We start from the raw sequence: 22797 nt of genomic DNA on the forward strand, positions 1-22797 counted from the left end.
GGTGAACGAAGGGAGGTGAAAGTTTGAATAAAAAGATTAAGAAATATCTGGATGAGATTGCTAAGACAGAGAAAAAGATTGCGGATCTGCAGCAATATCTCAGAGGTGTCCAGGCTGCATTAAAGCAGGAAGAGGACAATGAGATGATCAGGTGTATCCGTGGTATGAAGATGGATAATGATCAGTTATATGATCTTTTGGATGGTATCCAGAGTGGAACAGTTAAATTTCAGGTAAGCAGGGAGTCTGACGAAGAAGGTTCAGGCTCCTTTGTATTCACAGAAAAAAATAAGGAGGAAAATCAGAATGGTGAAATGGAAGAAAATGAATAAGAAAATGGCAGGACTGTTGTTGGGAGTCATGATGCTTTTTACAGCATCAACCACAGCATTTGCCTATGTGGATGAATCAGCAGAGGCATCCAAAGTAGAGACAACTCAGACAGAGCAGTCAACAGACAAAGAAGAGAAAAAAGATGACAAAAAGGATGAGGTGGCAAGTACAAGTGAGGTGCTGCCGGAAGATGGAACAGACAAGGGAACTGCCTTTACGACACCAGGAAATGGCGAAGTCAAGGATGACATTACCGATGATTCCACAAAGGAATTTCTTACGGTTACAACGAAGAATAATAACACTTTCTATATCGTGATCGACCGTAGTGCCACATCACAGAATGTCTATATGTTATCCCAGATTGATGAGAATGATCTGTCCGAATTTCTGGATAAAGACAGCACTGCTACTGTCGTAACACCACAGCCAGATAAATCAAAGGTAGTGCTGGATGAAACAAATAATGAGGATGTAGACAAGGAAGCTACCGTTGATCCGGAGAAAACAGCATCTACCAAAACCAATATGGGTGCAATGGCAACAATCCTGATCCTGGCTCTCGGCGGTGTAGCAGCATACTACTACTTCAAGATCTATAAGCCAAAGAAAGAGGAAGACGAGGATGATCAGCCGGAAGGGTTGGAAACAGGTGGACTGGAAGAAATTCCGGATGAGGAAGAGTCTGAAGACGAAGATTTTGAAGAAAATGAAAAATAAATAAACTTTTTTAGCGGAGGGGGCTGTAAAACATGCTCTCTCCGTTTCGTTATATGAAGGAGGTTATACATCATGTATTTAGTAATTGCAGAAAAACCAAGTGTATCAAGAGCAATCGCAGAAGTGATTGGAGCACAGGAACGAGAAGACGGATATTTAAGAGGAACCGACTGTATGGTCAGCTGGTGCTTCGGACATCTGGTCGAGTATGTTTCACCGGATGTCTACGATGAGAAATTTAGCCAGTGGAGATATGAAGATCTCCCGATCATCCCGAAAGACTGGAAAGTTACAGTCTCAGAAGATAAGAAAGATCAGTTTTATATCTTAAAAAGACTGCTCAACAGTCCGGAAATTGAATACGTCGTAAATGCCTGTGATGCCGGACGTGAAGGAGAATTGATCTTCAAACATGTCTATGACTTATCCGGAAGTAAAAAGCCGGTGAAACGATTATGGATCAGTTCTCTGGAAGATTCCGCAATCCTTGATGGAATGCAGCATCTGAGATCCGCGGAGGAATACCGACATCTGGCCGAAGCTGCTGTATGCCGTTCTCAGGCTGACTGGCTGGTAGGAATGAATGCAACCAGAGCTTACACCACAAAGTACTTCAAAAAGCTGACAGTTGGAAGGGTTCAGACACCGACACTTGCCATGTTGGTGGAACGTGCCGGACAGATCAGCAATTTCCAGAAAGAAAAGTATTTCAATGTGGAACTCGATTGTGATGGAATTCCGGCTATAAAGCCAAAAATCTTTGATCCGGATGAGGCAGAACAGTTAAGAAGCAGATGCCAGGGAAGTGAAGCTAGTATCAGCGCTGTAAAAGAAACAGAAAAGAAAGTAAAAGCACCAAAGCTTTATGATCTGACCACATTGCAGAGAGAAGCAAACCGTATCTATGGAATGACAGCCAAACAGACACTGGATACCGCTCAGAGCCTGTACGAAAAGAAACTGATCACTTATCCAAGAACAGACAGCCAGTATCTGACAGAAGATATGGAACAGACCGCAAGAAATGTGGTTCGTCAGATTTATGAGAAATATCAGCTGACAGGTCCGTTTGATCAGCCGGAGCAGCCAGATGTGAAGAAAGTCATGAATAACAGCAAAGTGACAGATCACCATGCAATCATCCCAACGATGGAGCTTGCATCCAGCCATCTGGATGAACTGAAATCCTGGGAAGAAAAGATTCTCTTCCTGATCGCAGTCCATACGGTCATGGCAATGAGTAAGGATCACATTTACCAGGAAACAGAGATTGAAGTGGAATGCCAGGGAGAAATCTTCAAAGCAAAAGGAAAGATTGTTCTGCAGGATGGATGGAAACTCTTTGAAAACTGCTTCAAGAATAAGGACCGCATGGCAATCGTAGATCCGGATCAGGAAATGAAAGAGAGGATGCCGAAAGTAACCCAGGGACAGACTTTCTATGCTGTAGCTGCAGAAAAGACAGAACATTTTACATCGCCACCAAAACCATACAGCGAAGATACTCTCCTTGCGGCAATGGAAACAGCTGGAAATAAGGAATTCGATGAAGATACGGAAAAGAAAGGATTAGGAACTCCGGCAACAAGAGCCGGTATCATCGAGAAACTGATCTATTCCCAATATGCCACCCGAAAAGGAAAACAGATTCTTCCAACAGATGATGGAAAAGTCCTTGTTGAGATCCTGCCAGACTTCCTGAAATCTGCAAGTATGACTGCAGAATGGGAAAATCAGCTGCTCTTGATGGAGCATGGAGAGATTGCACCGGAACAGTTTATGACCGGGATCAAAAACATGCTGACCATGATACTGAATGGATGCGATGCGATTTCCGAAGAAGAAACAAGAAGATTTCAGACCAGAGAAAGCATTGGAACATGTCCGGTATGTGGAAGCCTGGTATATGAAAGCAAAACCAACTTCTATTGTAGCAACCATGATTGTCACTTTGCTCTCTGGAAAGATAACCGCTATCTGCAGAGCATGGAAAAAAACATGGATAAAAAGATGGCTGCAGAACTTCTGAAAAGTGGATGTGTGCATGTAAAAGATCTGTATTCCAGAAAGAAAAATATGTACTTTGAGGCAGATCTTCATATGGATGCAGATGAAACCGGAAGGGTGAAATTTTCTTTATCCTTTCCAAAAAAGAAACCAAAAAACAAAAGCAAAAAGAAATAAAAAAACAGATTAGAGGAGGAAACGAAGAATGAATTTTAATGAATTTGTAAATGAAGTAAAGGACAATATCAAACTCTTTTTACCAAAGGATTATGAGAATGCAGAAGTATCAACGATGGAGTGTCAGAAACTGAACCGTGCCTATACGGGATTGATGGTGAGAAAAGAAGGTGAGATGCTTACCCCGACGATCAATCTTAATCAGCTGTATGAAGCATATAAAGCACAGCCTGGCGTAACAATGGAAACTGTATGCAGAAAGATTGCAGATATAGTTATTGAGGCCCCGATACAGGTTGATCTGAAAGCTATTTTAAATTATGAAGATGTGAAGGACAAGCTGTTTATCCGTGTATCATCAGCCGAAGCAAATAAGGAAGTCCTCGAAAATGCGCCACACCAGCTGAAGGAAGATCTCGCAATCACCTATCATGTGGCAGTAGGCAAGGATCAGGATGGATTAAGTTCCATGTTTATCAAGAATGATCTGCTTGAACAGTATGGAATCTCTGCAGAACAGCTTCATGAAGATGCGATGAAAAGTTCACCGCGTGTCATGGCTCCGGAGGTATCAAGTATAGGTGCATTGATAGATGAAATGTACCAGAAAAATATTCTCATGCTGACACCGGATGAACGTGAAATGCTGCAGGAAACATTGCAGGAATCAAGCGAGATGCCGACATTCTTTGTTGTTACGAATACAGACAGAATTGATGGAGCCGGTGTGATCTTTTATCCGGAATTCATGGATAGCATGGGGGAACTTCTTGGAAATGATTTCTTCATTTTGCCATCATCCATCCATGAAATGCTGGTCTTGCCAGATGATGGGCAAGTGGATGCAGAAATGTTAAGAGATATGGTAAAAGAAGTCAATGCGACTCAGGTAGCACCAGCAGAACGCCTTACCAATGATGTATATCACTTTGACACAAAGGATCACGTCTTTGAAAAAGCCGACAGATTTACAGAACGTCAGAAAGAAAAAGAAGCGCAGGCTGCAAAAACAGAGAAAGCAGGAAAAGAACAGCCGGATCAGAAACCGAAAACAAAGAAGCACGATATGGAACTCTAATATCAAGCATGAAACCCGTTAAATGAGCAAACGCCCTGCGGCATAAGGAAATGTCGTGGGGCATTTTGAAAAGGAGAAGATTATGACGAAAGAGAACATTAAAACAAATACAAGCTTAAGATACAGCCAGTATCGAAAAAGATTATCACACACATTTTCGTTTAAAAAATTGAAGAAGCAAATTGAGACGTTACATGATCAGGAATTTATTATAAATGTGCCGATTGGAGGTGTTGCTGATGGCAGATAAATTAGAACAGGTAGCAATTCGTATGGTGGAACAGCCACCAATTTATAGTAATGAACCTATGAATAATCCAGATGTAGCAATTCGTGTTATGAATGAATTTCTTTCCCAGATGGATCGGGAACTCTTTTGTATTGTTAATTTACAGGCAGATTTAACACCGATCAATATGAATATCGTATCTGTAGGATCGCTGAATGAAGCATTAATTAATCCAAGAGAAATATTTAAGAGTGCAATTCTTTCGAATGCTCATTCAATGATGCTCATTCATAATCATCCGTCCGGAAATCTGACACCATCTACATCGGATATCCAGACTACAGCAAGAATGCAGGAATTAGGGGAATTGATGGGGATTTCATTGGTTGATCACATCATTACAGGACGGAATGGGAATTACTATTCCTTTCGAGATAAAGGAGAATTTCCAGATAGCAGGGTTCGTTTTTCTACTCGTGTTGAAGATATTGATCTGACTAAAGGAATGGTGACTGAAGCCACCGCACCCTATGAAGAAGTAACAGATACAAAAGAAAAGGGTGACGTAAGAGATATTCCAACAGTGCAGACAGCAACAATTCCATTACCGGTTCAGGGAAAAGATATGGACAGCATTATGCAGTCACTGGAATCCGGTGTGGAAGAACTTTTTACAAGTAACCGCTATCAGGAATTTCTTAAAACCATGGCAAAGTTTCACAATTATTCCTTTAATAATACAATGCTGATCGCCATGCAGCGACCGGATGCCACACTTGTTACCAGCTACAAAAACTGGCAGTCCATGGGTAGACAGGTCATGAAAGGCGAAAAAGGAATTACAATCATTGCACCGGCACCATATAAGAAAATGAAGGAAAAAGAGGTTCTGGATGAAAATCAGCGACCGATCATGGGAACCGATGGAAAACCTAAGACTGAACAGGTGGAAGTTACAGTTCCGCATTTTAAAGCAGTTACCGTCTTTGATATTGCTCAGACATCCGGGGAACCAATCCAGACACTGGCACCGGAATTACTGACTGCAGCTGTACAGGATTTTGATTCTTTCATGCAGGCTATTCAGAAAATATCCCCAGTGCCGATACGATTCGATGAGATCGATGGCAATGCCAATGGATATTATCACAATGCAGATAAGGAAATCGTGATCAAAAAAGGACTCAGTGAAAGCCAGACCTTAAAGACTGCTATTCATGAAACCGTCCATGCTAAACTGCATGACAAGGAAATCATGGAAAGCCTGGGTGTAGAAAAAGACCGTCTGACAAAAGAGGTTGAAGCAGAATCTGTTGCTTACTGTGTGTGTTCTTCCTTTGGTTTGGATGCATCGGATTACAGTTTTCCTTATATTGCAGGGTGGAGTAGCAGCCGGGAAATGAAGGAAATGAAAGCATCTATGGATGTGATCCGCAAGACAGCCGGTGAAATGATCGATCAGCTTACAGAAGAACTGGAAATCATTCTTGAAGAAAAACAGAAAACAGAATTACATGAAAAATACGGCATTCTGGTAGATGCACTGGAAGCAGCCGGATACCGCTATGATTATCGGGAAAGCGAACCGGGACATATTGTACTGGCACCGGATGGGACACATGAAATTGCCGGGTATTTGCAGTTTGAATCATGGGGAGATATCAAAGATTGGCTGGAAGATACGATTGCAGAAGGAACGGATATTTCGGAAAGAGTTGATCGGGCTTTGTATCCATTTAAGTTTGATTATACCCTAGAGGAAGAAATGTTCAGAGGTAATGGTGACCGCTATGCGATTTACCATGTGGATGAAGGCACACCGGGAAAACAACATTTATTTATGAATATGGCAATGGCCAAAGAAGATGGCATTACAATCGATGCAGCAAATTATAAATGTGTCTATTCTGGCAGATTACATGAAAATGAAAAGATGGATGATTTGTATGCCGTATTCAACGATAATCCACCAGCAGATTATAAAGCACATTCTATGTCGGTCAGTGATGTTATCATTACAAACCGTGGTGGGGATATGCAGGCATATTACGTGGATCGATTTGGATTTGCAGAACTTCCAGAGTTTGCAGCACAAAGAGAAAAAATACTCGATATTGTCCCAGAAATAGAAAATGTGGATTATGAAAATGATCTTACATGTATCAGCTTTTATGCGGCTGAATGTGCTGAATTTCCTGTAATGGGTGAAGTACATTATGACCTGACATTACCAGAAGCCTTGGAAGCTTATGAGAAAATCCCATCAGAACGTATGCATGGACTGAAATGTGTTGGCTTTGATCTGAAAGACGGAAGTGATTATGAAGGAATGCAGAGTCTGATGATTGAAGGAAAAATACAGAAAGAATTTTTGAATTCGATTCCTGGATTTAGAGAAAATTCTTATGTGCAAAATGCAATCAGTCGTGTGGAAAAGTACTTGGAAGAAAGACATCCAAATGTGGAAAATCCTTTGGAATCTAATAAAAAAGTGGATAACGAAAAAAATATAAGCGAAGAAAAAAACGAGAAGGAGCTGAATATACAAATGAAACCAATACCGAAAAAGAAAAGGGGGGAAATGAGCCTATGAGAAACGTAAACCTGGAAGAAAACGAACTGACTATTACTGCTATCTTCCAGCAGCACACAAAGGAAGAAACAATCCAAACACTGAAGGAAGCTTTGGAAGTCCTGGAACAGGAAGAAAGTGATCCTGAGAATGATGAAATGATTGAGATTATCAATTCTACAGTTGGAAAATTACAGCAGATCGAAGACAAATACTACTATTCTCTGGATCTGAATTATTATCTGAATAACTTGGAGGACGATGCCTATGAAGCTTAATCAATTTGCAGTCTACCGAGTAGATCAGCAGACAGCAGGAAAAGCACTGTGGCATCTGCCATATCAAGAGGCAAGACAGCAGAATGTGTCGATTACTGTCGAAAATTACCGATTAATCTCGATTCATGAAATGCAGGAAAATGAAAAAGTCGCTGACATCTGGAAACGGACGAAAAATCAATGCGAAGTCAGTGACGTGCTCGTATTGAACAAGAATGGAGAAATCAGCTGCTACTATGTAGATGAGAACTATCCACAGTATCTGGCCGGATTTATTCGTATCAACACATCCGGTGCACTGATCACTATGGAAACTGAGAATTATCAGATTGATGGGAAAAAGGGGAACTGGATTGCAACAGACACCATCATTATTGATGGAAAACAGTTTTATTTGATGGAACATCAGGTATACCGAGATCAGGCCCAGGGTATTATCCTGGATGCCTATGGAAAAATGGTTGTCGAAGAATGTAAGAAATTCGATGAAAAGACAAAACAAAAGATTCATGATTACATCCAACAGCAGGTACCGCTAAATCCGGTCGAACAGCTAAAACAAGATGGTAAAATCCGTCTGGAACATTACCAGAAATTCTACCAGAACGGCACTTATGAACGAAGCAGAGAATCTGGTACAGAAGCTAACTATGATATGGTGGACGGTCTGGTGAATAATCAGAAGAAGAACCTGGAAAAAATTTCTGATGCACGCAACAACAAACAGACGTCCCGAAATCAACAAAATAATAAACCTAAGAAACGAAGGTCCGTAATCAAACGACTGCATCAGAAACAGATTGCCATTGCTCGCCGGTCCGGAAAGCCGATACCAAAGTACCTAGATCAGGAAATGGAAAGAAAGCGGGGATAGAATATGCGAAGGTTAAAGTGTGAAAAAGAAACGATTATTCTGACTAATGAAGATGATGGATTCTATGATGTGTATACCTTCAATCAAACTTGCAGAAACGGTTACGAGGCTTTGCAGCGAAGTATCCGGATGATTGCTGGTTGAAAGGATCTTCGGAGGATGGTAGTGAAACGTATATGATTAAAAAAGCGCGGTTATCATTGAATTTAAGACCACCCTATTCCAAGGATAGAATATCTGAAAAATCCCCAGAACTGTCTTATTTATATAAAAGCAATGATACTCGAAAGAACATCGGCCGGTCTTTGTAGTAGCCTGATTTTAAGCGAAAAGCTGTACCCGCACCTGTTGGAGATTGACCGGGCGGAGCAGGAACGGATGGACGCCATGCTGCCCCGGATGATGGAGGCGGCGGGTGTCACCGAGGAACTGAAAGCCTGTGACCCTATGCGCTGGGTGGGGCTGATGAACACGCTGAAAGCGCAGGCAGAGGAAATTATTCAAGATGAACTGATTTACAAATAGTTTTTAGGCACAAGAAAGGCCGGGATTTTGCTATCAAGCGGAAAATCCCGGCTTTGCTCTTATCGGTTTTCCAAATTCTTTGACCGCCGGTATTCCAGCGGCGATAGTCCAAACTGCTTTTTGAACACGGCTGCAAATTTCCCTTGATTAGAGTATCCGACCTGTTCGGATATTTCGGCAATCGGACGCTTTGTGTCCGAAAGAAGCCTTGCGGCTTCGGTCATACGGATTTCCCGCAGCCAAGTGGATATATTCTGTCCATATACGCCTCGAAAATAGTTTTTCAGGCTGGTTTCACTGACCGAAAAGCGTTCTGCAATCTGCCGTACAGGAATGTGCTGGCGAAGATCATCGGAAAGGATTTGCGCTGCCCTTTTTGCAATTTCAACCTGCGTTTCCGTGTAGAAGCCGCAGGTTTTCGGAGGCCGGATTTCCATGTTGAGAAGCCGGTGGAGAAGTTCAAGCGTATAGATTTGCAAATGGAAGATAGAAGGCCTTTCAGAAAGCCGCCAGAGGTTTTGAAATATATTTTCCAGTTCACTATCCGCTTCGTTGATATATGTCTTATGATTGCCACAATAATTTTCTTCCAGCGTAGGGAGGTCAAGTGAAAAAGATTTCAAAAGTTCACCGCAGGACTGTAAAAGAAGTGGCAGGTCAAAGTATATTTTTATGCCCTGATATTGCCGTGTAGGAAAGATATATTCTTTCTGTGCGGTCTGTTCACTGACACAAAAATCATTTTCTTTCAGGTAAATGTAGGAGCCGTCATCCAGAAGCAATTCACTTCTGCCCGAAACGCAATAGTTAATCAGCAAAGGCTTTAGATTTGAATTTTCATCCGACTCCGGCCATACGGGAGCGTTTACAAAAATAAAAGCCAAAGTCAGCCCCGGAAAGAGCGTATGGAATGTCATGCGTCCCTTGCCATCTGCCCGATCCAAAAGCAATGTGCTGCTATTTGGACTGTTTTTCAAGGTCACACCAGAAACAGCATCGCTGTTTTCTAAAATGTTGTATATCATGTTACGCAACTGCTTCGCCCCTTTCATCACGCAAAATCGCTGATAGTATTATACCTGCGAGAAAACTCCTGGTCAATGGATATTCTGGTAGAGCGAAAAAGCTCCTTGCTATACGGGCTTAAAATACCGATATGTGCATAGAAGCACAGCTGAATTTATGCTATCATTAGGGTTAGTTAGCAAGAACTAACAAAGACGAAAGTAATCATGTTAGGAGGTTTCGCAATGAATAACAAATTGCAAGGAAAGGACTTAATCAACATCGGTATTTTTACGGCGATTTACTTTATCGTCATCTTCGCAGCGGCGTCTATCGGTTTTATCCCAATCTTTATTCCGCTTATTAGCGTGATCGTGCCGCTTGTCGGCGGTATTCCGATGATGTTGTTCTTCTCCAAAATTAAGAAATTCGGTATGCTTACCATCTGCGGAGTGCTGCTGGGTATCATTATGCTACTGACCGGCATGGGCTGGTGGTGCATCCCTACCGGGCTGATCTTCGGGCTGATTTCCGATTTTATGATGAAAGCCTGTGACTACAAAAATGCCAAGCGCGAAGTGTTGATTCACGGCGTTTTTTCCATGTGGGTAATCGGCGCCTTTATTCCCATCGTTGTGACGCGTGACGCTTACTACCAGAATCTGCTTCCCGGCTACGGTCAGGAATATGCCGACACGCTCATGGCCTATATGCCCGACTGGATTTTGCCGGTGCTGCTTATTGCTGCTTTCGTCAGTGGTCTTGTCGGTGGCCTGATTGGACGAAAGATTTTCAAAAAGCACTTTGAGCGGGCGGGAATTGTGTAATGAGCCGCGAACTTCTTGCAAGTCAAAAAAAAAATCGCGGAATTTTTTTAGACCCTCGGACAAAACTGGCGGTACTGATTACCATAGCTGTCTTTATTTTAGGCGGTTCGTATGAAGGTATCATGCAGTATTACATCATCGTGTTGGCGGCGATCCCGCTGTTACTTTTGTCAGCGGCTAGAAAATGGAAAGGTGCTGTTCTCTATATCCTGATTTTCGGGGGAAGTCTGTGCCTGGAAATGTTTGGCCTGTCCCGACTGACCGGCGTAGCAAACTACATCGCGGTAGCCGTCGTTGGTATTCTGCTGCGGTTCACCCCCAGCGTGGTCATGGGATATTTTGTGGTAACGACAACTACGGTCAGTGAATTTGTTGCGGCGATGGAACGGCTCCACCTGCCGCAGCAGATCACCATTCCCATGTCTGTGATGTTTCGCTTCTTTCCCACGGTTGCGGAAGAATGGAGTGCCATTGGGGACGCCATGCGGATGCGTGGCGTCCGCTTTGGCGGTGGAAAAGCCAGTGCGATTTTAGAGTATCGGATTGTTCCTATGATGATCTGCTCCGTCAAAATCGGAGAAGAATTGTCCCAGGCAGCCCTTACGCGGGGATTGGGAGGCCCGGTAAAGAGGACGAATATCTGTAAGCTGGGCTTTCATGTGCAGGATGTTATTTTTCTGCTGATCTGTCTGGGAGCATTTGCAGCGCAAATCTATGTGCTTGCCGCAAGGGGGTGAAGAAAATGATTGAATGTCAAGATGTGTCCTTTTCCTATCCGGCCAGCGCCCTTCCTGACAGTGAGAGGCAAACCGGTGGCGCTTTGAAACATATTTCCTGCACTATTGAGGACGGTTCTTTTGTCCTGCTCTGCGGGACTTCCGGCTGTGGAAAAACGACCATGACCCGGTTGTTTAACGGACTGATCCCTCATTACCATGAGGGGACTTATACCGGCTCCGTCTATCTGGATGGAAAGGACACCCGTGACCTGTCACTGTTTGATATTTCTCTGAAAGTCGGCTCTGTATTTCAAAATCCGCGTTCTCAGTTTTTCAATGTGGACACGACCAGCGAACTGGCTTTCGGCCCGGAAAACCACGGGATGCCGGAAGATATCGTGCGCGACCGGGTAAAGTGTGTAGCTACACAACTAAAGCTGGAGCCGCTGCTTGATAGAAGTATTTTTTCTTTGTCCGGCGGTGAAAAGCAAAAAATCGCCTGCGGATCAGCAGCGGCGATTGCCCCGGATGTTTATGTGCTGGATGAGCCATCATCCAACCTTGACGCATACGCTATCGCTGATTTCCGGCAGCTTCTCTTTACTTTGAAATCGCAGGGAAAGACCATCATCATCTCTGAACATCGGCTGTATTATCTGTCCGGCCTCTTTGACCGCGTCCTGTACCTGAAAGATGGAGAAATCGAAGGTGATTATACAGCAGAGGAATTTTGCGGCCTGTCGGCAAAACAGCGCGATGATATGGGATTACGGCCCCTTGACCTTGCGGGGCTTTCAGAAGTTGAAGGCTCGCCGCAGAGAATGAACGAGGCGGTTTGGACGATAAAGAATGTGTCCTTCGCCTATAAGCATGAGCCGGAAACCTTGCATATAACGGAAACCTCTTTCCCATCCGGCAGCGCCACGGCCATCATCGGACATAATGGTGCGGGAAAATCCACCTTTGCTCGGTGCCTCTGCGGGTTGGAAAAGCACTTCAAGGGAACGGTGCAGGATCAAAGCAAGAACTATTCCAGAAAAGAACGATTGAAACTCTGCTATATGGTCATGCAGGATGTAAACCACCAGCTCTTTACCGAAAGTGTTCTGGATGAAATTCTGCTCAGTATGAGAACCGAGGATAAACAGAAGGTAAGAGAAATCTTGCAGGAGATGGACTTGCTTTCCTTTGAGGACTGCCACCCGATGGGGCTGTCCGGCGGCCAAAAGCAGCGTGTGGCGGTTGCCTCTGCGATTGCTTCGGGGCGGCCTCTGATTTTATTTGATGAACCGACCAGCGGCCTTGACCTGTTTCACATGAGGCAGGTCGCTAATGTTGTCAATCAGGTGGCAAATGCCGGAAGAACCGCGCTTGTGGTAACGCATGACCCGGAATTTATTCTACGCTGTTGCAATTATGTCCTTCACTTAGAAAATGGGCAAATTCAGGAAAGTTATTCCATAGAGGACAGCGATGGCCGAAAACGCCTGCTAAAGTTTTTTCTGAGTGATATGAAGAAGGAGGTGTCCACAGAATGAAGGAGGAAAAGAAAGAGTCGCCCATAAGCGTCTTATGGGGATGGGGCAAAGCTTATCATGGAAAATTCATCGGCAGTATTATCCTTGCGGTATTAGGCGTGGCCTGCCAGATGGTGCCCTATTTCTGCGTAGCGCATATTGTCACAATGATGTTGTCTGGGGAACAGAATTTTTCCCGCTATGTGACCGCTGGTATTATTGCACTGTGCGGCTACTTTGGGAAGGTGCTGTTTTCCTGTCTTTCTACAACGATTTCCCACACAGCGACCTATTACACGCTGCGTGATCTGCGGGAGAATATCACCGCAAAGCTGGCTCGCGTCCCGATGGGGACGATTTTAGATACTCCGTCCGGCCAGTATAAAACGACGATTGTTGACCGGGTTGAAGGCATGGAATCGACCTTTGCGCACCTGATCCCGGAAATGACCGCAAATGTGCTGGTTCCCATTGTGATTGTCGTGTACCTGCTTATTCTGGACTGGCGTATGGCGCTTTTGTCCCTTGTCACTCTCGTGGTGGGCCTTGTGGTTATGTCCGCCGGTATGAAAAACTATCCCGTCAAGTGGGAGGGTGCTGTTAAGGCAGGCAAGCAGATGACAGACGCCATCGTGGAATATATCGGAGGCATTGAGGTGGTGAAAGCGTTCAGCCAATCCGCCGGTTCCTACAAAAAATATTCTGACGCGGTGAATTATAACGCCAACTACTATGTGGACTGGATGCGGGAAAACCAGAAAACCATGAGCGCTTACAACGCCATCCTGCCCTCAGTGCTGATTTGCGTGCTGCCCTGCGGTTTTGCATTCTGGCTCTCCGGCAGTCTGGAGCTTTCCACCTTCCTGTCCATTGTGATTTTCTCGCTGGGGCTGATTGGGCCGATTATTGCGGCCTTTACCTTTACGGACGATTTGGCTGTACTGGGGACAAATGTGGAAGAAATCAGCCAGCTTCTGAACGCCGAAGAACTGAACCATAAAGAAACGCCGATCAAGCTGGAAGATACCGGCATTTCTCTTAGGTCTGTGTCGTTTTCCTATGACGGGACAACAGAGGTTTTGCATGATGTGAATCTCACCATCCACCCCGGAACCATGACCGCCCTTGTAGGGCCGTCCGGCTCCGGCAAGTCTACGGTGGCGAAGCTGATTGCCGGGTATTGGGATGTTACATCCGGCAGCATTACCCTCGGCGGCCATGAGCTGAAGGATATACCTCTGTCTGAAATTGCAGACCAGATTTCCTATGTGTCCCAGGACAACTACCTGTTTAACCGCAGTATCCGGGAGAATATCCGCATGGGAAGGCCCGGTGCCACGGACGCAGAGGTGGAACAGGCAGCCAAACAAAGCGGCTGCGACGCCTTTATCCGCAAGCTGGATAATGGCTATGATACGGTTGTCGGCAGCGCCGGTTCCCATCTTTCCGGCGGTGAACGCCAGCGGATTGCCATCGCCCGCGCCATGCTGAAAAATGCGCCGGTTGTCATTTTGGACGAGGCAACTGCCTATATCGACCCAGAGAATGAGGCGCTGGTACAGAAAGCCATTTCCACTTTAACTGTCGGCAAGACCCTGATTGTGATCGCACACCGGCTGTCTACCATTGTTGGCGCAGATAACATCGTTGTGGTGAAGGATGGAACCATCCACGCACAGGGTACGCATGAGAAGCTGCTGGAAACCTGCCCCCTCTACCGGGATATGTGGCAGGCGCACATCGGCGCGAAAGACCAGATGTAAGGGGGTGTTGTCAGATGTATGGAACATTGAAAAAAATCTTTGCTTTTGCAGGCAGCAAAAAGGGGCTTCTAAAAAAATCCCTGTTATTCTCATTCCTGTCCGGGCTGTTTTCAGCCATGCAGTTTGCCGCCCTCTTTGTAGTGATCGGCGCGTTAGTATCTGACAACCGGGACGGAAAGTTTATCTGCATTTCGCTGGGAATTATGGCCGTTTCCCTCATTGGGCGTATCATCACGACCTATTTTTCCACGATGGAGCAGACGGAAACCGGCTATTGCATGGTGGTGGAAAAGCGTATCCACATCGGAGATCGGCTGCGCTACATCCCGATGGGCTACTTCAACAAGAATAGTATCGGGAATATTACCGCCATTGTCACAACAACTTTGGGTGATGTAGAGAACTCAGCAGCCCGTGTCCTGGTGTCAGTGCTGGGCGGTTTTTTCAACTCGGTTGCCCTCGTCATCGTCCTGTTGGTATTTGACTGGCGGATCGGTCTTGTGGCCACTGCCGGTGTCCTGATTTACCTTGCGGCGGCGGAACTGGCGCTTCGCAAATCAGCCGCGCTCAGCGGTGTACGCCAGCACACACAGGAGTCCCTTGTAGAGTCTGTGTTGGAGTACATTCAGGGGATGGGGATTGTTAAAGCATTTGGACTGGAACGGGACAGCACGCAGTCTATCGGCAGTGCAATTAAGGCGAGCTGCCGGGATAACCTGAAATTGACAAAGGCCAGTGTTCCCTATGACGCTATCAAACAGGCTGTTGTCCGAGTGTTCAGCGTCCTGTTACTTTTGGCCTCGGTCTGGTTCTGGCTGGACGGCTCCCTGCCGCTGGCCTACGGTCTGATTTTGGTGATTGCTTCTTTTATGGTGTTCAACGATTTGGAGAACGCCGGGAATATGGCCTCTTTGCTGCAAATGTTGGCGGCCTCGATGGATACGGCAAACTCCATTGATGACACGCCGGTAATGGATGAAAAAGGCGTTGACATTACGCCGGAGTCCAGTGAGATCGTGTTTGACAAGGTGGATTTTTCTTACGCAGACCGCAAAATACTGGATCAAGTCAGCTTTACCATCCCGGAAAAGACAACAACGGCGATAGTCGGCCCCTCTGGCGCTGGCAAAACAACTATGTGCAATCTGATTGCCCGCTTTTGGGATGTGAATGCCGGGAAGATTACCATAGGCGGTACGGATGTACGAGATTTCAAGCTGGACAGCCTGATGAAGAATATCTCGATGGTGTTCCAGAGCGTATACCTCTTTGCAGATACGATTGAGAACAATATCAAGTTTGGCTGCCCGGACGCCACCCATGAACAAGTGGTTGAAGCGGCGAAAAAGGCTTGCTGCCATAACTTTATTTCTGCCCTGCCGGATGGCTATGACACCGTGATTGGCGAGGGAGGCGGTACTTTGTCCGGCGGCGAGAAACAGCGGATTTCCATCGCCCGCGCCATGCTGAAGGACGCACCTATCATCATTTTGGACGAGGCAACAAGCAGCGTTGACCCGGAGAATGAGGATGAATTGCAGCGGGCTATCGAGGCATTGACCCATGACAAGACCATCATCATGATTGCCCACCGTCTGAAAACCGTCCGCAACGCCGATCAGATCCTTGTACTGGACAACGCTCATATCGTCCAGCGCGGCACTCATGCGGAGCTGATCCAGCAAAAGGGCCTGTATGCCGATTTTGTATCGGCCAGACAGGAGGCCATCGGCTGGAAGCTGGCTCAGTAAAGGAGGTTCAGATGAAACTTCATGCGTCCGGGGAGGACTACCTGGAAACCATCCTTGTTCTCCAAAAGAAACGCGGTATGGTGCGCTCCGTAGATGTGGCCCGGCACATGGAGGTGTCAAAGCCCAGCGTGTGCCATGCAGTGGCTACCTTGCGGGACGGCGGCTTTCTCACAATGGACGAAGATCACTTTCTCCGTTTGACCGATGTGGGCCGCGAGGTGACTGAAAGAACCTATGAACGCCACTGTTTCTTTACCGAGCAGTTTATCGCCGCAGGCGTTGACCCCAGGACTGCGGAGGCTGACGCCTGCCGGATTGAACACATCATCAGCGATGAGAGCTTTTCACGGCTGAAAGAGGCAGCCGCCATGAAAGAACTTGTCCGCCGACAAATTCAGACTGTATTTGCACTGCTGTCAAAAAAAGCCCAGCCACCGAACAGCCCCCATCTGGCAGCCGGTGCGAAAATTGTCACAATGTAACAGAATACCGTATTTTTTGCGCTCGAGTAGCTTTCTGCTGTCTGGGCGCTTTTTTATATTTCCGAGTTTAATTCGGGCCATGTTGGCCCGAAGCTGGGGAAAGCTCAAAGAGCGGCACCTTCCGGGGTGCCGTTTTTTGACGTTTCCCCATTCGGACAAGAGGGAGACTGGTCGGCATTAACCTATACTGGAAAAGGGAGGTTTTCAATGGTTCAAGCTGTTACATACCAAAGCGACAAGCAATCTGTTTATTTTCAAGGCAAGCTCATTGTGCTGGAAAACCTGACGCCGGTACTCTCCCCGGAGGAAAAGAAGAAACGAAAAAGAGAAATCGAAAATAACCCGTACGATATATTCAGCAAATACGGGGACAGGTTTCGCTAATCAATCGCAACATTGTTGTCCGGGGCTGCTAATGGTATAATATAGTTGTAAGGTTGGTAGCTCAATTCCATACGGAAAGGAGCCCAATATGGACATTATCAGAGAAGATTGTATTTACGCAAGGCAGTCAGTAGACCGAAAGGACAGTATCAGCATTGAAAGCCAGATTGACTTTTGCAAGTACGAACTGAAAGGCGGGAGCTGTAAGGTATTCAAGGATAAAGAGGATTGCTCAACACAGGAGGATATTTTCAATTACCCTCAAAATGATAAAAGCGAGGCAGCGGAAAATCCGTTGCCTCATTTCAGTATTATGACAATTAAAAGTGTATAGGCTCAAAAGGGAAAGTGCCCTTTTGGGCCTTTTTAATTTAAAATAGTTCTAAAGAACAAGTTGACAATCTGTAGATTCTGTATGTTTTAAAGATCAATCGTTATACTAATTTTAGACCGAATTATCGTTCTAAAGGAGGTGTCACAATGGATTTAAAGGCGGTTGGTCAGAGAATAAAAGCTGCAAGGGAAGCTAAGAATCTTACACAAGAAGAATTGGCAGCACTGGTAAACTTGAGTCCAACTCATGTAAGTGTTATAGAGAGAGGACTGAAAGTAGCAAAACTTGATACCTTTATTGCGATTGCAAATGCATTAGATGTTTCGGCAGATACACTATTAATTGATGTTGTGACACATTCGGTTACTGGTGTTACGAATGAATTATCTGAAATGATAGAGAAACTACCGAAAGAAAAGCAACAGAGAATTATCAATGCAGTTAGAGCATTGGTGGAATAAATACGTGAATAAGAAGATGGAAGGGCTTATTGCTCTTCTTTTTTTATTTGGTTTAACGTGAAAATATGATATAGTAGTTCTAAAGACTTATATATAACTCTAAGGAACTTAATAAAATGAAGAAAAAAAATATAACACTTGTATTTGTTGCTATCGTTTTTTCGATTATTGTTGGAATGATAATTGGAAAAAGCTTATTAAAGTATAAAGAAGGTGAGCCAGATGTAGTTGGCAGTTTTTCTATGAATAGAGATGAGAATCTTACAGTAGTTGCTAACAAAAAAAATATTTCTGATAAAAAAGCATTTTCAAGACTGCTTTTAAAAATGTATAAAGAGAATTCATTTCATTCAATAAAATTTTCTACAGATCATGGATATGCAACCAGTCTTGATATGACCGTATATTCTTGGAAAGAAGATATCGAAAATGGCGAATCCATTATGCAGATAGAACTTAGGCCGATTGAATATGGAAAAGATTATGATATTGTTCATAATCCGGATAAATATGTGCTTTTTATCGATGGAACAGAAATAAAATGAAATATATAGATATGCAGATAAAGCGCAGAAAAAGAGGATTGCTCAACACAGGTTATTTTCAATTATTACCCCTAAAATGATAAAAGAGAGGCAGCGGATAATCCGTTGCCTCATTACAGTATACGACACTTAATCTAGTTCCGCCCCTAACTCATACCTCCAATACTCCGCCGCTTCATACTCTCTGGGTTCTGAGAGTACCGGTACGGTAAAGAGTTCAACCGGAACACCGAGTGTTGATGCGAAGAGCTTCATAAGATCCTCTTTCGGTGTTCGGACATCACTCTCATACTGAGCAATCCGGACATCAGCACAGCTGTCGGGAAATCCAACAGCCATGCCAAGTTCTTTCTGGGTGAGATGATTTTTCTGTCTTAAATGTTTTAATTTTCTTCCAAATGTAATCATAGTATTATTCTCCTGTACTTCCGAAAGCCCCGGTTCCTCGTTTTTCACCGAGATCCAGAACAAAGTCTGCGATCACGACTGGTGTGATCACCAGCTGACCGACGCGTGTGTCTTTATGAATGGTCTGAGAAAATGTGCTTACGTTGCTGATAATGGCATGGATCTCACCACGGTAACCGGAGTCGATCGGTGGAAGTTCGCATACCAGTCCTTTTGCTGCCATGCTGCTTCGTGGAAAGACATATCCGGCAAATCCATCCGGTATGATGAGACCGAATCCAAGTGGAATTCTTGCAACCTCACCTGGTTTTAATACGCAATCATAAGGCATGAATACATCAGCACCGGCATCATTTTCATGTGGCCGGAAGGGATGATGATCTGCTTTCAGACCAAAGTCAATCAGTTTAATCTTTATGGCTGCTCACCTCCTTCCTGATGAGCAATGGATAATCAGTTTTTAAAATATCTGACGGCATCCAAAGTTTCGAAATAGGATTCTGGCAGGACATCTGTTTTTCCATGCAGCTTCCTCTCTGACAGAATGGACCGGTCAGATCCGGTGCAAAAAGGATCGGGCTTAATTTGTACAATCTTTGCCAGATATAGAGCATCACAATCCTGGTTTCATCAGTATTCCTTCTGCAGGTTCTCTGGCCGATCATATGTTTCCACTGGTAAGGTGTCGCGCTGATGATCAATACGTTTCGAAGTCCCTGAGGTGTAGCATATCCGGCTGAATCATGATCAATGCCTAAGGCACAGAGTTCTGCATAGTGATCCAGATCTGACTGACAGCTTTTCTTGTAAATATCCTGGATTTCTTTATCTGCTTTCATGATTCCATATGGAATAGCAAATGCAGCATGACCGGAATAATTGCTGTACTGCAGAGATGCACTCATGTACTTTACTTCGTTCTGATGCCTTGTGATCTGTGTCAGAAAGCGTCTGCTTGCACCGACAACAGCCACGGTAATGACCATGAATTTCTGTACTGTCGGATGGGGAAGTCCTGCAATATTTTCTACGGTCTTCTGACTGTAGGATTGATGGTAAAGATCCATCAGATCTGCCATGTTCTGGATCGTATGACCGTGTTGTGTGAGCCTGGCTGCAAAGACCATATTTTGTTCTGCTTCCCGGATTCCATAGCAGTTTAAGATAGCTGTTTCAATGTGATCCATAGGCCTGTTCCTCCTTTACCAGAGCTTTTAAAAGGATTAGATAATTGATGCAGTCTGTGATTTTTTCATCCCACTGTTCCATATCAAAATGTAACAGAGTGGAATAACACATATCGTAAAGGGATACGACATGTTTCGACATCATACCGGCCAGTGCTGCTTTTGGATCACAGTTTTGTAAAGCGGCAGCAATCTTGAATGCACTGAGGCGGTCAATATTATCACCGGTATATTCTTTCTTTTTATGTGCCAGAATATCGGCACACTTTCTCATCTGAAGTTCAAATACAACATTAAATTCTTCTTGTGTCATATGATAGTTTCTCCTTTGTTTTGTAATAGTTATCGTTCGAGATCTTTTGTTTTTGATCTCACTGGTTCCGGAATCTGCATCTGAAGAATGGCATCAACATTCTGATCGGCAGTATCCAGATCTTTTAATTTTTCTTTCAATCTGCTTATTGCTTCTTCTTCGGAAGCTATCTGCTGTTGCAGTTTTTCTTTTTGTAAAGTCAGAGTTTTTAGGCTTGTCATCTTTCCATCCTGATAAAAGGATTTCAGCCAATCTCTGGCTTCTTCATATTTCTGAATTTCCTTCGCATGTTCTTTTCGGTACTTTCCTTTGTACTTTGCTTTTGAAAACTCGGAATAAAATTCCTTGTTTGCATAGTACTGTCCGGTATAACGAATCTGCTCGTTGAGGATCCTTAGATTGGATCGATGCTGAGCAACCTGTGTCTGCATTTCTTTTAGTTCCTGCTTTGATGCAAGCAGTGTATTTTTCAAATCTGACTGCGTATCAAATCCATGTTCCTGCACATAGATAATGGTATTTGCCATTTGTTGCAGGTTAGAAAGTTTTACCCGATGAGCATAAGCCGGGCTCTGCATTGCTTTCACATTTGTCTGGAGATTTACAACCAGGCGCAGGTGAGATCTGACGTAGAGAATGGCCAATGGATCTTTGCGTAAGAAGATCTGTTCCAGGTGTTCTTTTCCATATCGTGTTCCAAGTGCACGTTCAGTGATCCGCTTCTGTCGATCAGGATGAAGATAGCTGTATCTGCCACGATGCTCAATCACAGAAATCTGAAATTGTTCCAGAAGTTTGGATTGGAATTCATCAAAACTATTGGATGTGGCAGCACATTCATCAATCGCATTTCGTAAATATTCTTTCTGTGTAAGGAACACGGTGGATGTTGGTTTGAGACCATCTTCAATAATTTTCTGATTGATCTCATCCAGTTTTTGCTGGCCGTGTTTCTGTGACATATATTCTTTCTGAGTAATTTTTCTCTCAGCCGGAGCAAGAAGATCTATCTGGTGAAGTCCTTCCTGTTGGCACCGATCCATGACAGTTTTCTTAAAAGCGTTCATGAATTTATCAGTGGAACGATGCTTGTAACCGGCAGCTTCCTCATGTGGTTTATCCATATAAGGCTGCCTTTTCACTGCAGTCATCCTCACACTGTTTATGACGATGTGGGTATGAATATTTCCAGATTCATTGTGTCCATCGGTATGAGTAACCACCAGAGCCTGATATCCGGGAAACATCTGCTTCGCAAGTTCCAAACTGATTGCCTGTGCTCTCTCTCCGGTAAGTCCGTTTTCTGTAACATCAGCTGGATCGTAGCTGATAATGTAGTGGTGACTTTTGATATCTTCACGTTTCTTATTTTTGTGAAAATGAGTATTTGTCAGTTCACATTCCTTGTCAAAAGACATCGGATCACAGTTCAGTCCATCCATGTAAAACTCTTTTCGCAGGATGCCTCGCCCGGATTCATCTACAATCTTTTTTCCGGTTTTTTCATCATGTTCAAACAGAAGATAATTGATAGCCGCCGAGTAATTTGCATTTCTGCTTTTAATGTGTTTTACGATTGCCATTCATACCACCTGCTAGTTTTAGTACCTCTTTTCTCAATAGGAATAAGTCGGTGATGCACTGATGGATTTCATTTTCTATAGCACGTGACTGACTGCCACCGCTATTAAAATGCTTGGCGATCTGATTGAGATTCGATCCGATTTTTCCATATTCACTGACCAGTTTTCTGAGATCATTCATGTCTGCAACAACTTCAATCTGATGATGGATTTGCTTTTCCAATAGAAGTTTCCTCAGATATTCTGATCGGCTAACAGATAAACAAGCAGCGCCTTGGTCTAATAAATCCAGTTCGACATCAGTAAGACGTAATCCTATAAAATGTCTGTGATTCAGTTCTTTATCTTTGTTTTCTGTTCTCATATTCCTCCTTTTGCTACGATTATTCCTCCCACTGGGAGTCCACGTATTTCAATATCGGCTGTCCCTTCCGATATTAGAAATAGTGCTGTGAACACCTTTAGGTGGAACCAACAGACAAGTGAAACGTCTGTTATTGAGAGGGTATGGGGAGATCCCCATCAAGATAAATCCCATAGGAGAACAGGATGCCAAATGGCAATACTGTTAAACATGGGTGGATCTTGCTCTGTATGTGTACCCCTCTATATAACGAAACGCTCAGAGACTGTTTTACAGTGGGGGAAAAGAAAAAATATCAAAAAAATAATGATTAATGGTGAGCTTGTGATAGAATGAAAAAAAGAGAAAAGCATAAAGGATG

General features: G+C 44.2%; 26 protein-coding genes and 1 pseudogene. 20 read left to right on the forward strand and 7 right to left on the reverse strand.

The features are described from left to right. Positions 1–23 precede the first annotated feature (23 nt). From LI112_RS15060 to LI112_RS15105, 10 genes and pseudogenes are all read left to right on the forward strand, one after another. Positions 24–332 carry a DUF4315 family protein gene (locus tag LI112_RS15060; protein WP_003864571.1) on the forward strand — a complete coding sequence of 103 codons (309 nt, stop codon included), beginning with the start codon at positions 24–26 and terminating at the stop codon, positions 330–332. Then, the gene (locus LI112_RS15065) at positions 307–1053 is read left to right on the forward strand and encodes a CD1107 family mobile element protein (RefSeq protein ID WP_227190972.1); all 747 of its coding nucleotides are present in this window, start codon (positions 307–309) and stop codon (positions 1051–1053) included. Before LI112_RS15060 ends, LI112_RS15065 begins: the two co-directional genes overlap by 26 nt. A gap of 72 nt (positions 1054–1125) precedes the next feature. Continuing rightward, the gene (locus LI112_RS15070) at positions 1126–3237 is read left to right on the forward strand and encodes a DNA topoisomerase 3 (RefSeq protein WP_227190973.1); all 2112 of its coding nucleotides are present in this window, start codon (positions 1126–1128) and stop codon (positions 3235–3237) included. Between the two features lie 28 nt (positions 3238–3265). Next, on the forward strand, positions 3266–4315 hold the full coding sequence (locus LI112_RS15075; RefSeq protein WP_227190975.1) for a DUF5688 family protein: 1050 nt from the start codon (positions 3266–3268) through the stop codon (positions 4313–4315). Positions 4316–4397: 82 nt separating this feature from the next. Beyond that, positions 4398–4565, forward strand: a complete 168-nt coding sequence (locus LI112_RS15080; protein ID WP_005423587.1) for a hypothetical protein — start codon at positions 4398–4400, stop codon at positions 4563–4565. After that, complete coding sequence (locus LI112_RS15085) at positions 4555–7137, forward strand: JAB domain-containing protein (RefSeq protein ID WP_227190976.1); 2583 nt, start codon at positions 4555–4557, stop codon at positions 7135–7137. Before LI112_RS15080 ends, LI112_RS15085 begins: the two co-directional genes overlap by 11 nt. Next, entirely contained in the window at positions 7134–7394 is a 261-nt protein-coding gene (locus tag LI112_RS15090; RefSeq protein WP_005423594.1) for a transposon-transfer assisting family protein, read from the forward strand. The genes LI112_RS15085 and LI112_RS15090 overlap by 4 nt, the downstream gene beginning before the upstream one ends. Continuing rightward, positions 7384–8268, forward strand: coding sequence for a YodL domain-containing protein (locus LI112_RS15095; protein WP_055225890.1), 885 nt, complete (start codon positions 7384–7386; stop codon positions 8266–8268). Before LI112_RS15090 ends, LI112_RS15095 begins: the two co-directional genes overlap by 11 nt. A gap of 3 nt (positions 8269–8271) precedes the next feature. Then, a pseudogene (locus LI112_RS18555) lies at positions 8272–8579 on the forward strand (molecular chaperone). Next, positions 8488–8793 (forward strand): TnpV protein, encoded by a 306-nt coding sequence (locus LI112_RS15105; protein ID WP_195979456.1) that lies wholly within the window; start codon positions 8488–8490, stop codon positions 8791–8793. Before LI112_RS18555 ends, LI112_RS15105 begins: the two are co-directional and overlap by 92 nt. 59 nt (positions 8794–8852) lie before the next feature. Here the strand turns inward: LI112_RS15105 and LI112_RS15110 are convergent, their stop codons facing one another. Then, positions 8853–9818, reverse strand: a complete 966-nt coding sequence (locus tag LI112_RS15110; protein ID WP_227190977.1) for an AraC family transcriptional regulator — start codon at positions 9816–9818, stop codon at positions 8853–8855. A gap of 225 nt (positions 9819–10043) precedes the next feature. Here LI112_RS15110 and LI112_RS15115 point away from each other — a divergent pair, with 225 nt between their 5' ends. From LI112_RS15115 to LI112_RS15160, 10 genes are all read left to right on the forward strand, one after another. Beyond that, entirely contained in the window at positions 10044–10625 is a 582-nt protein-coding gene (locus LI112_RS15115; protein WP_044930260.1) for an MptD family putative ECF transporter S component, read from the forward strand. Then, the gene (locus LI112_RS15120; RefSeq protein WP_227190978.1) at positions 10625–11362 is read left to right on the forward strand and encodes an energy-coupling factor transporter transmembrane component T; all 738 of its coding nucleotides are present in this window, start codon (positions 10625–10627) and stop codon (positions 11360–11362) included. Before LI112_RS15115 ends, LI112_RS15120 begins: the two co-directional genes overlap by 1 nt. 5 nt (positions 11363–11367) lie before the next feature. Next, positions 11368–12882, forward strand: coding sequence for an ABC transporter ATP-binding protein (locus LI112_RS15125; protein WP_227190979.1), 1515 nt, complete (start codon positions 11368–11370; stop codon positions 12880–12882). After that, positions 12879–14624, forward strand: coding sequence for an ABC transporter ATP-binding protein (locus LI112_RS15130; RefSeq protein WP_227190980.1), 1746 nt, complete (start codon positions 12879–12881; stop codon positions 14622–14624). Before LI112_RS15125 ends, LI112_RS15130 begins: the two co-directional genes overlap by 4 nt. Positions 14625–14638: 14 nt before the next feature. Beyond that, positions 14639–16375: an ABC transporter ATP-binding protein gene (locus LI112_RS15135; protein ID WP_227190982.1), complete on the forward strand. Its 1737-nt coding sequence runs from the start codon at positions 14639–14641 to the stop codon at positions 16373–16375. Between the two features lie 11 nt (positions 16376–16386). Continuing rightward, complete coding sequence (locus LI112_RS15140) at positions 16387–16857, forward strand: metal-dependent transcriptional regulator (protein WP_227190984.1); 471 nt, start codon at positions 16387–16389, stop codon at positions 16855–16857. A 207-nt stretch (positions 16858–17064) separates the two neighbouring features. Beyond that, complete coding sequence (locus tag LI112_RS15145) at positions 17065–17241, forward strand: hypothetical protein (RefSeq protein ID WP_005423614.1); 177 nt, start codon at positions 17065–17067, stop codon at positions 17239–17241. 88 nt (positions 17242–17329) lie between these two features. After that, positions 17330–17575: a hypothetical protein gene (locus tag LI112_RS18420; RefSeq protein WP_330664203.1), complete on the forward strand. Its 246-nt coding sequence runs from the start codon at positions 17330–17332 to the stop codon at positions 17573–17575. Between the two features lie 146 nt (positions 17576–17721). Continuing rightward, positions 17722–18036: a helix-turn-helix domain-containing protein gene (locus LI112_RS15155; RefSeq protein WP_227078657.1), complete on the forward strand. Its 315-nt coding sequence runs from the start codon at positions 17722–17724 to the stop codon at positions 18034–18036. A gap of 116 nt (positions 18037–18152) precedes the next feature. Continuing rightward, positions 18153–18581, forward strand: a complete 429-nt coding sequence (locus LI112_RS15160; RefSeq protein ID WP_227190985.1) for a hypothetical protein — start codon at positions 18153–18155, stop codon at positions 18579–18581. Positions 18582–18710: 129 nt separating this feature from the next. On the opposite strand, the gene LI112_RS15165 is transcribed toward LI112_RS15160, so the two are convergent. The 6 genes from LI112_RS15165 to mobC are packed head-to-tail and all read right to left on the reverse strand — an operon-like array spanning position 18711 to position 22436. After that, positions 18711–18989 (reverse strand): helix-turn-helix domain-containing protein, encoded by a 279-nt coding sequence (locus LI112_RS15165; RefSeq protein ID WP_003864548.1) that lies wholly within the window; start codon positions 18987–18989, stop codon positions 18711–18713. Between the two features lie 4 nt (positions 18990–18993). Next, entirely contained in the window at positions 18994–19407 is a 414-nt protein-coding gene (locus tag LI112_RS15170; RefSeq protein ID WP_319638642.1) for a deoxyuridine 5'-triphosphate nucleotidohydrolase, read from the reverse strand. After that, entirely contained in the window at positions 19397–20176 is a 780-nt protein-coding gene (locus LI112_RS15175) for an FAD-dependent thymidylate synthase (protein ID WP_227190986.1), read from the reverse strand. Before LI112_RS15175 ends, LI112_RS15170 begins: the two co-directional genes overlap by 11 nt. Next, the gene (locus LI112_RS15180) at positions 20163–20489 is read right to left on the reverse strand and encodes a hypothetical protein (protein ID WP_029471619.1); all 327 of its coding nucleotides are present in this window, start codon (positions 20487–20489) and stop codon (positions 20163–20165) included. Before LI112_RS15180 ends, LI112_RS15175 begins: the two co-directional genes overlap by 14 nt. A gap of 29 nt (positions 20490–20518) precedes the next feature. Beyond that, entirely contained in the window at positions 20519–22072 is a 1554-nt protein-coding gene (locus LI112_RS15185) for a relaxase/mobilization nuclease domain-containing protein (protein ID WP_227190988.1), read from the reverse strand. Continuing rightward, on the reverse strand, positions 22050–22436 hold the full coding sequence (gene mobC, locus LI112_RS15190; RefSeq protein WP_004843919.1) for a plasmid mobilization relaxosome protein MobC: 387 nt from the start codon (positions 22434–22436) through the stop codon (positions 22050–22052). Before mobC ends, LI112_RS15185 begins: the two co-directional genes overlap by 23 nt. Between the last annotated feature and the right edge of the window lie 361 nt (positions 22437–22797).

This window comes from Blautia sp. 210820-DFI.6.14 (genome assembly GCF_020558815.1).
In the GTDB taxonomy this organism is placed as follows: domain Bacteria; phylum Bacillota; class Clostridia; order Lachnospirales; family Lachnospiraceae; genus Blautia_A; species Blautia_A obeum.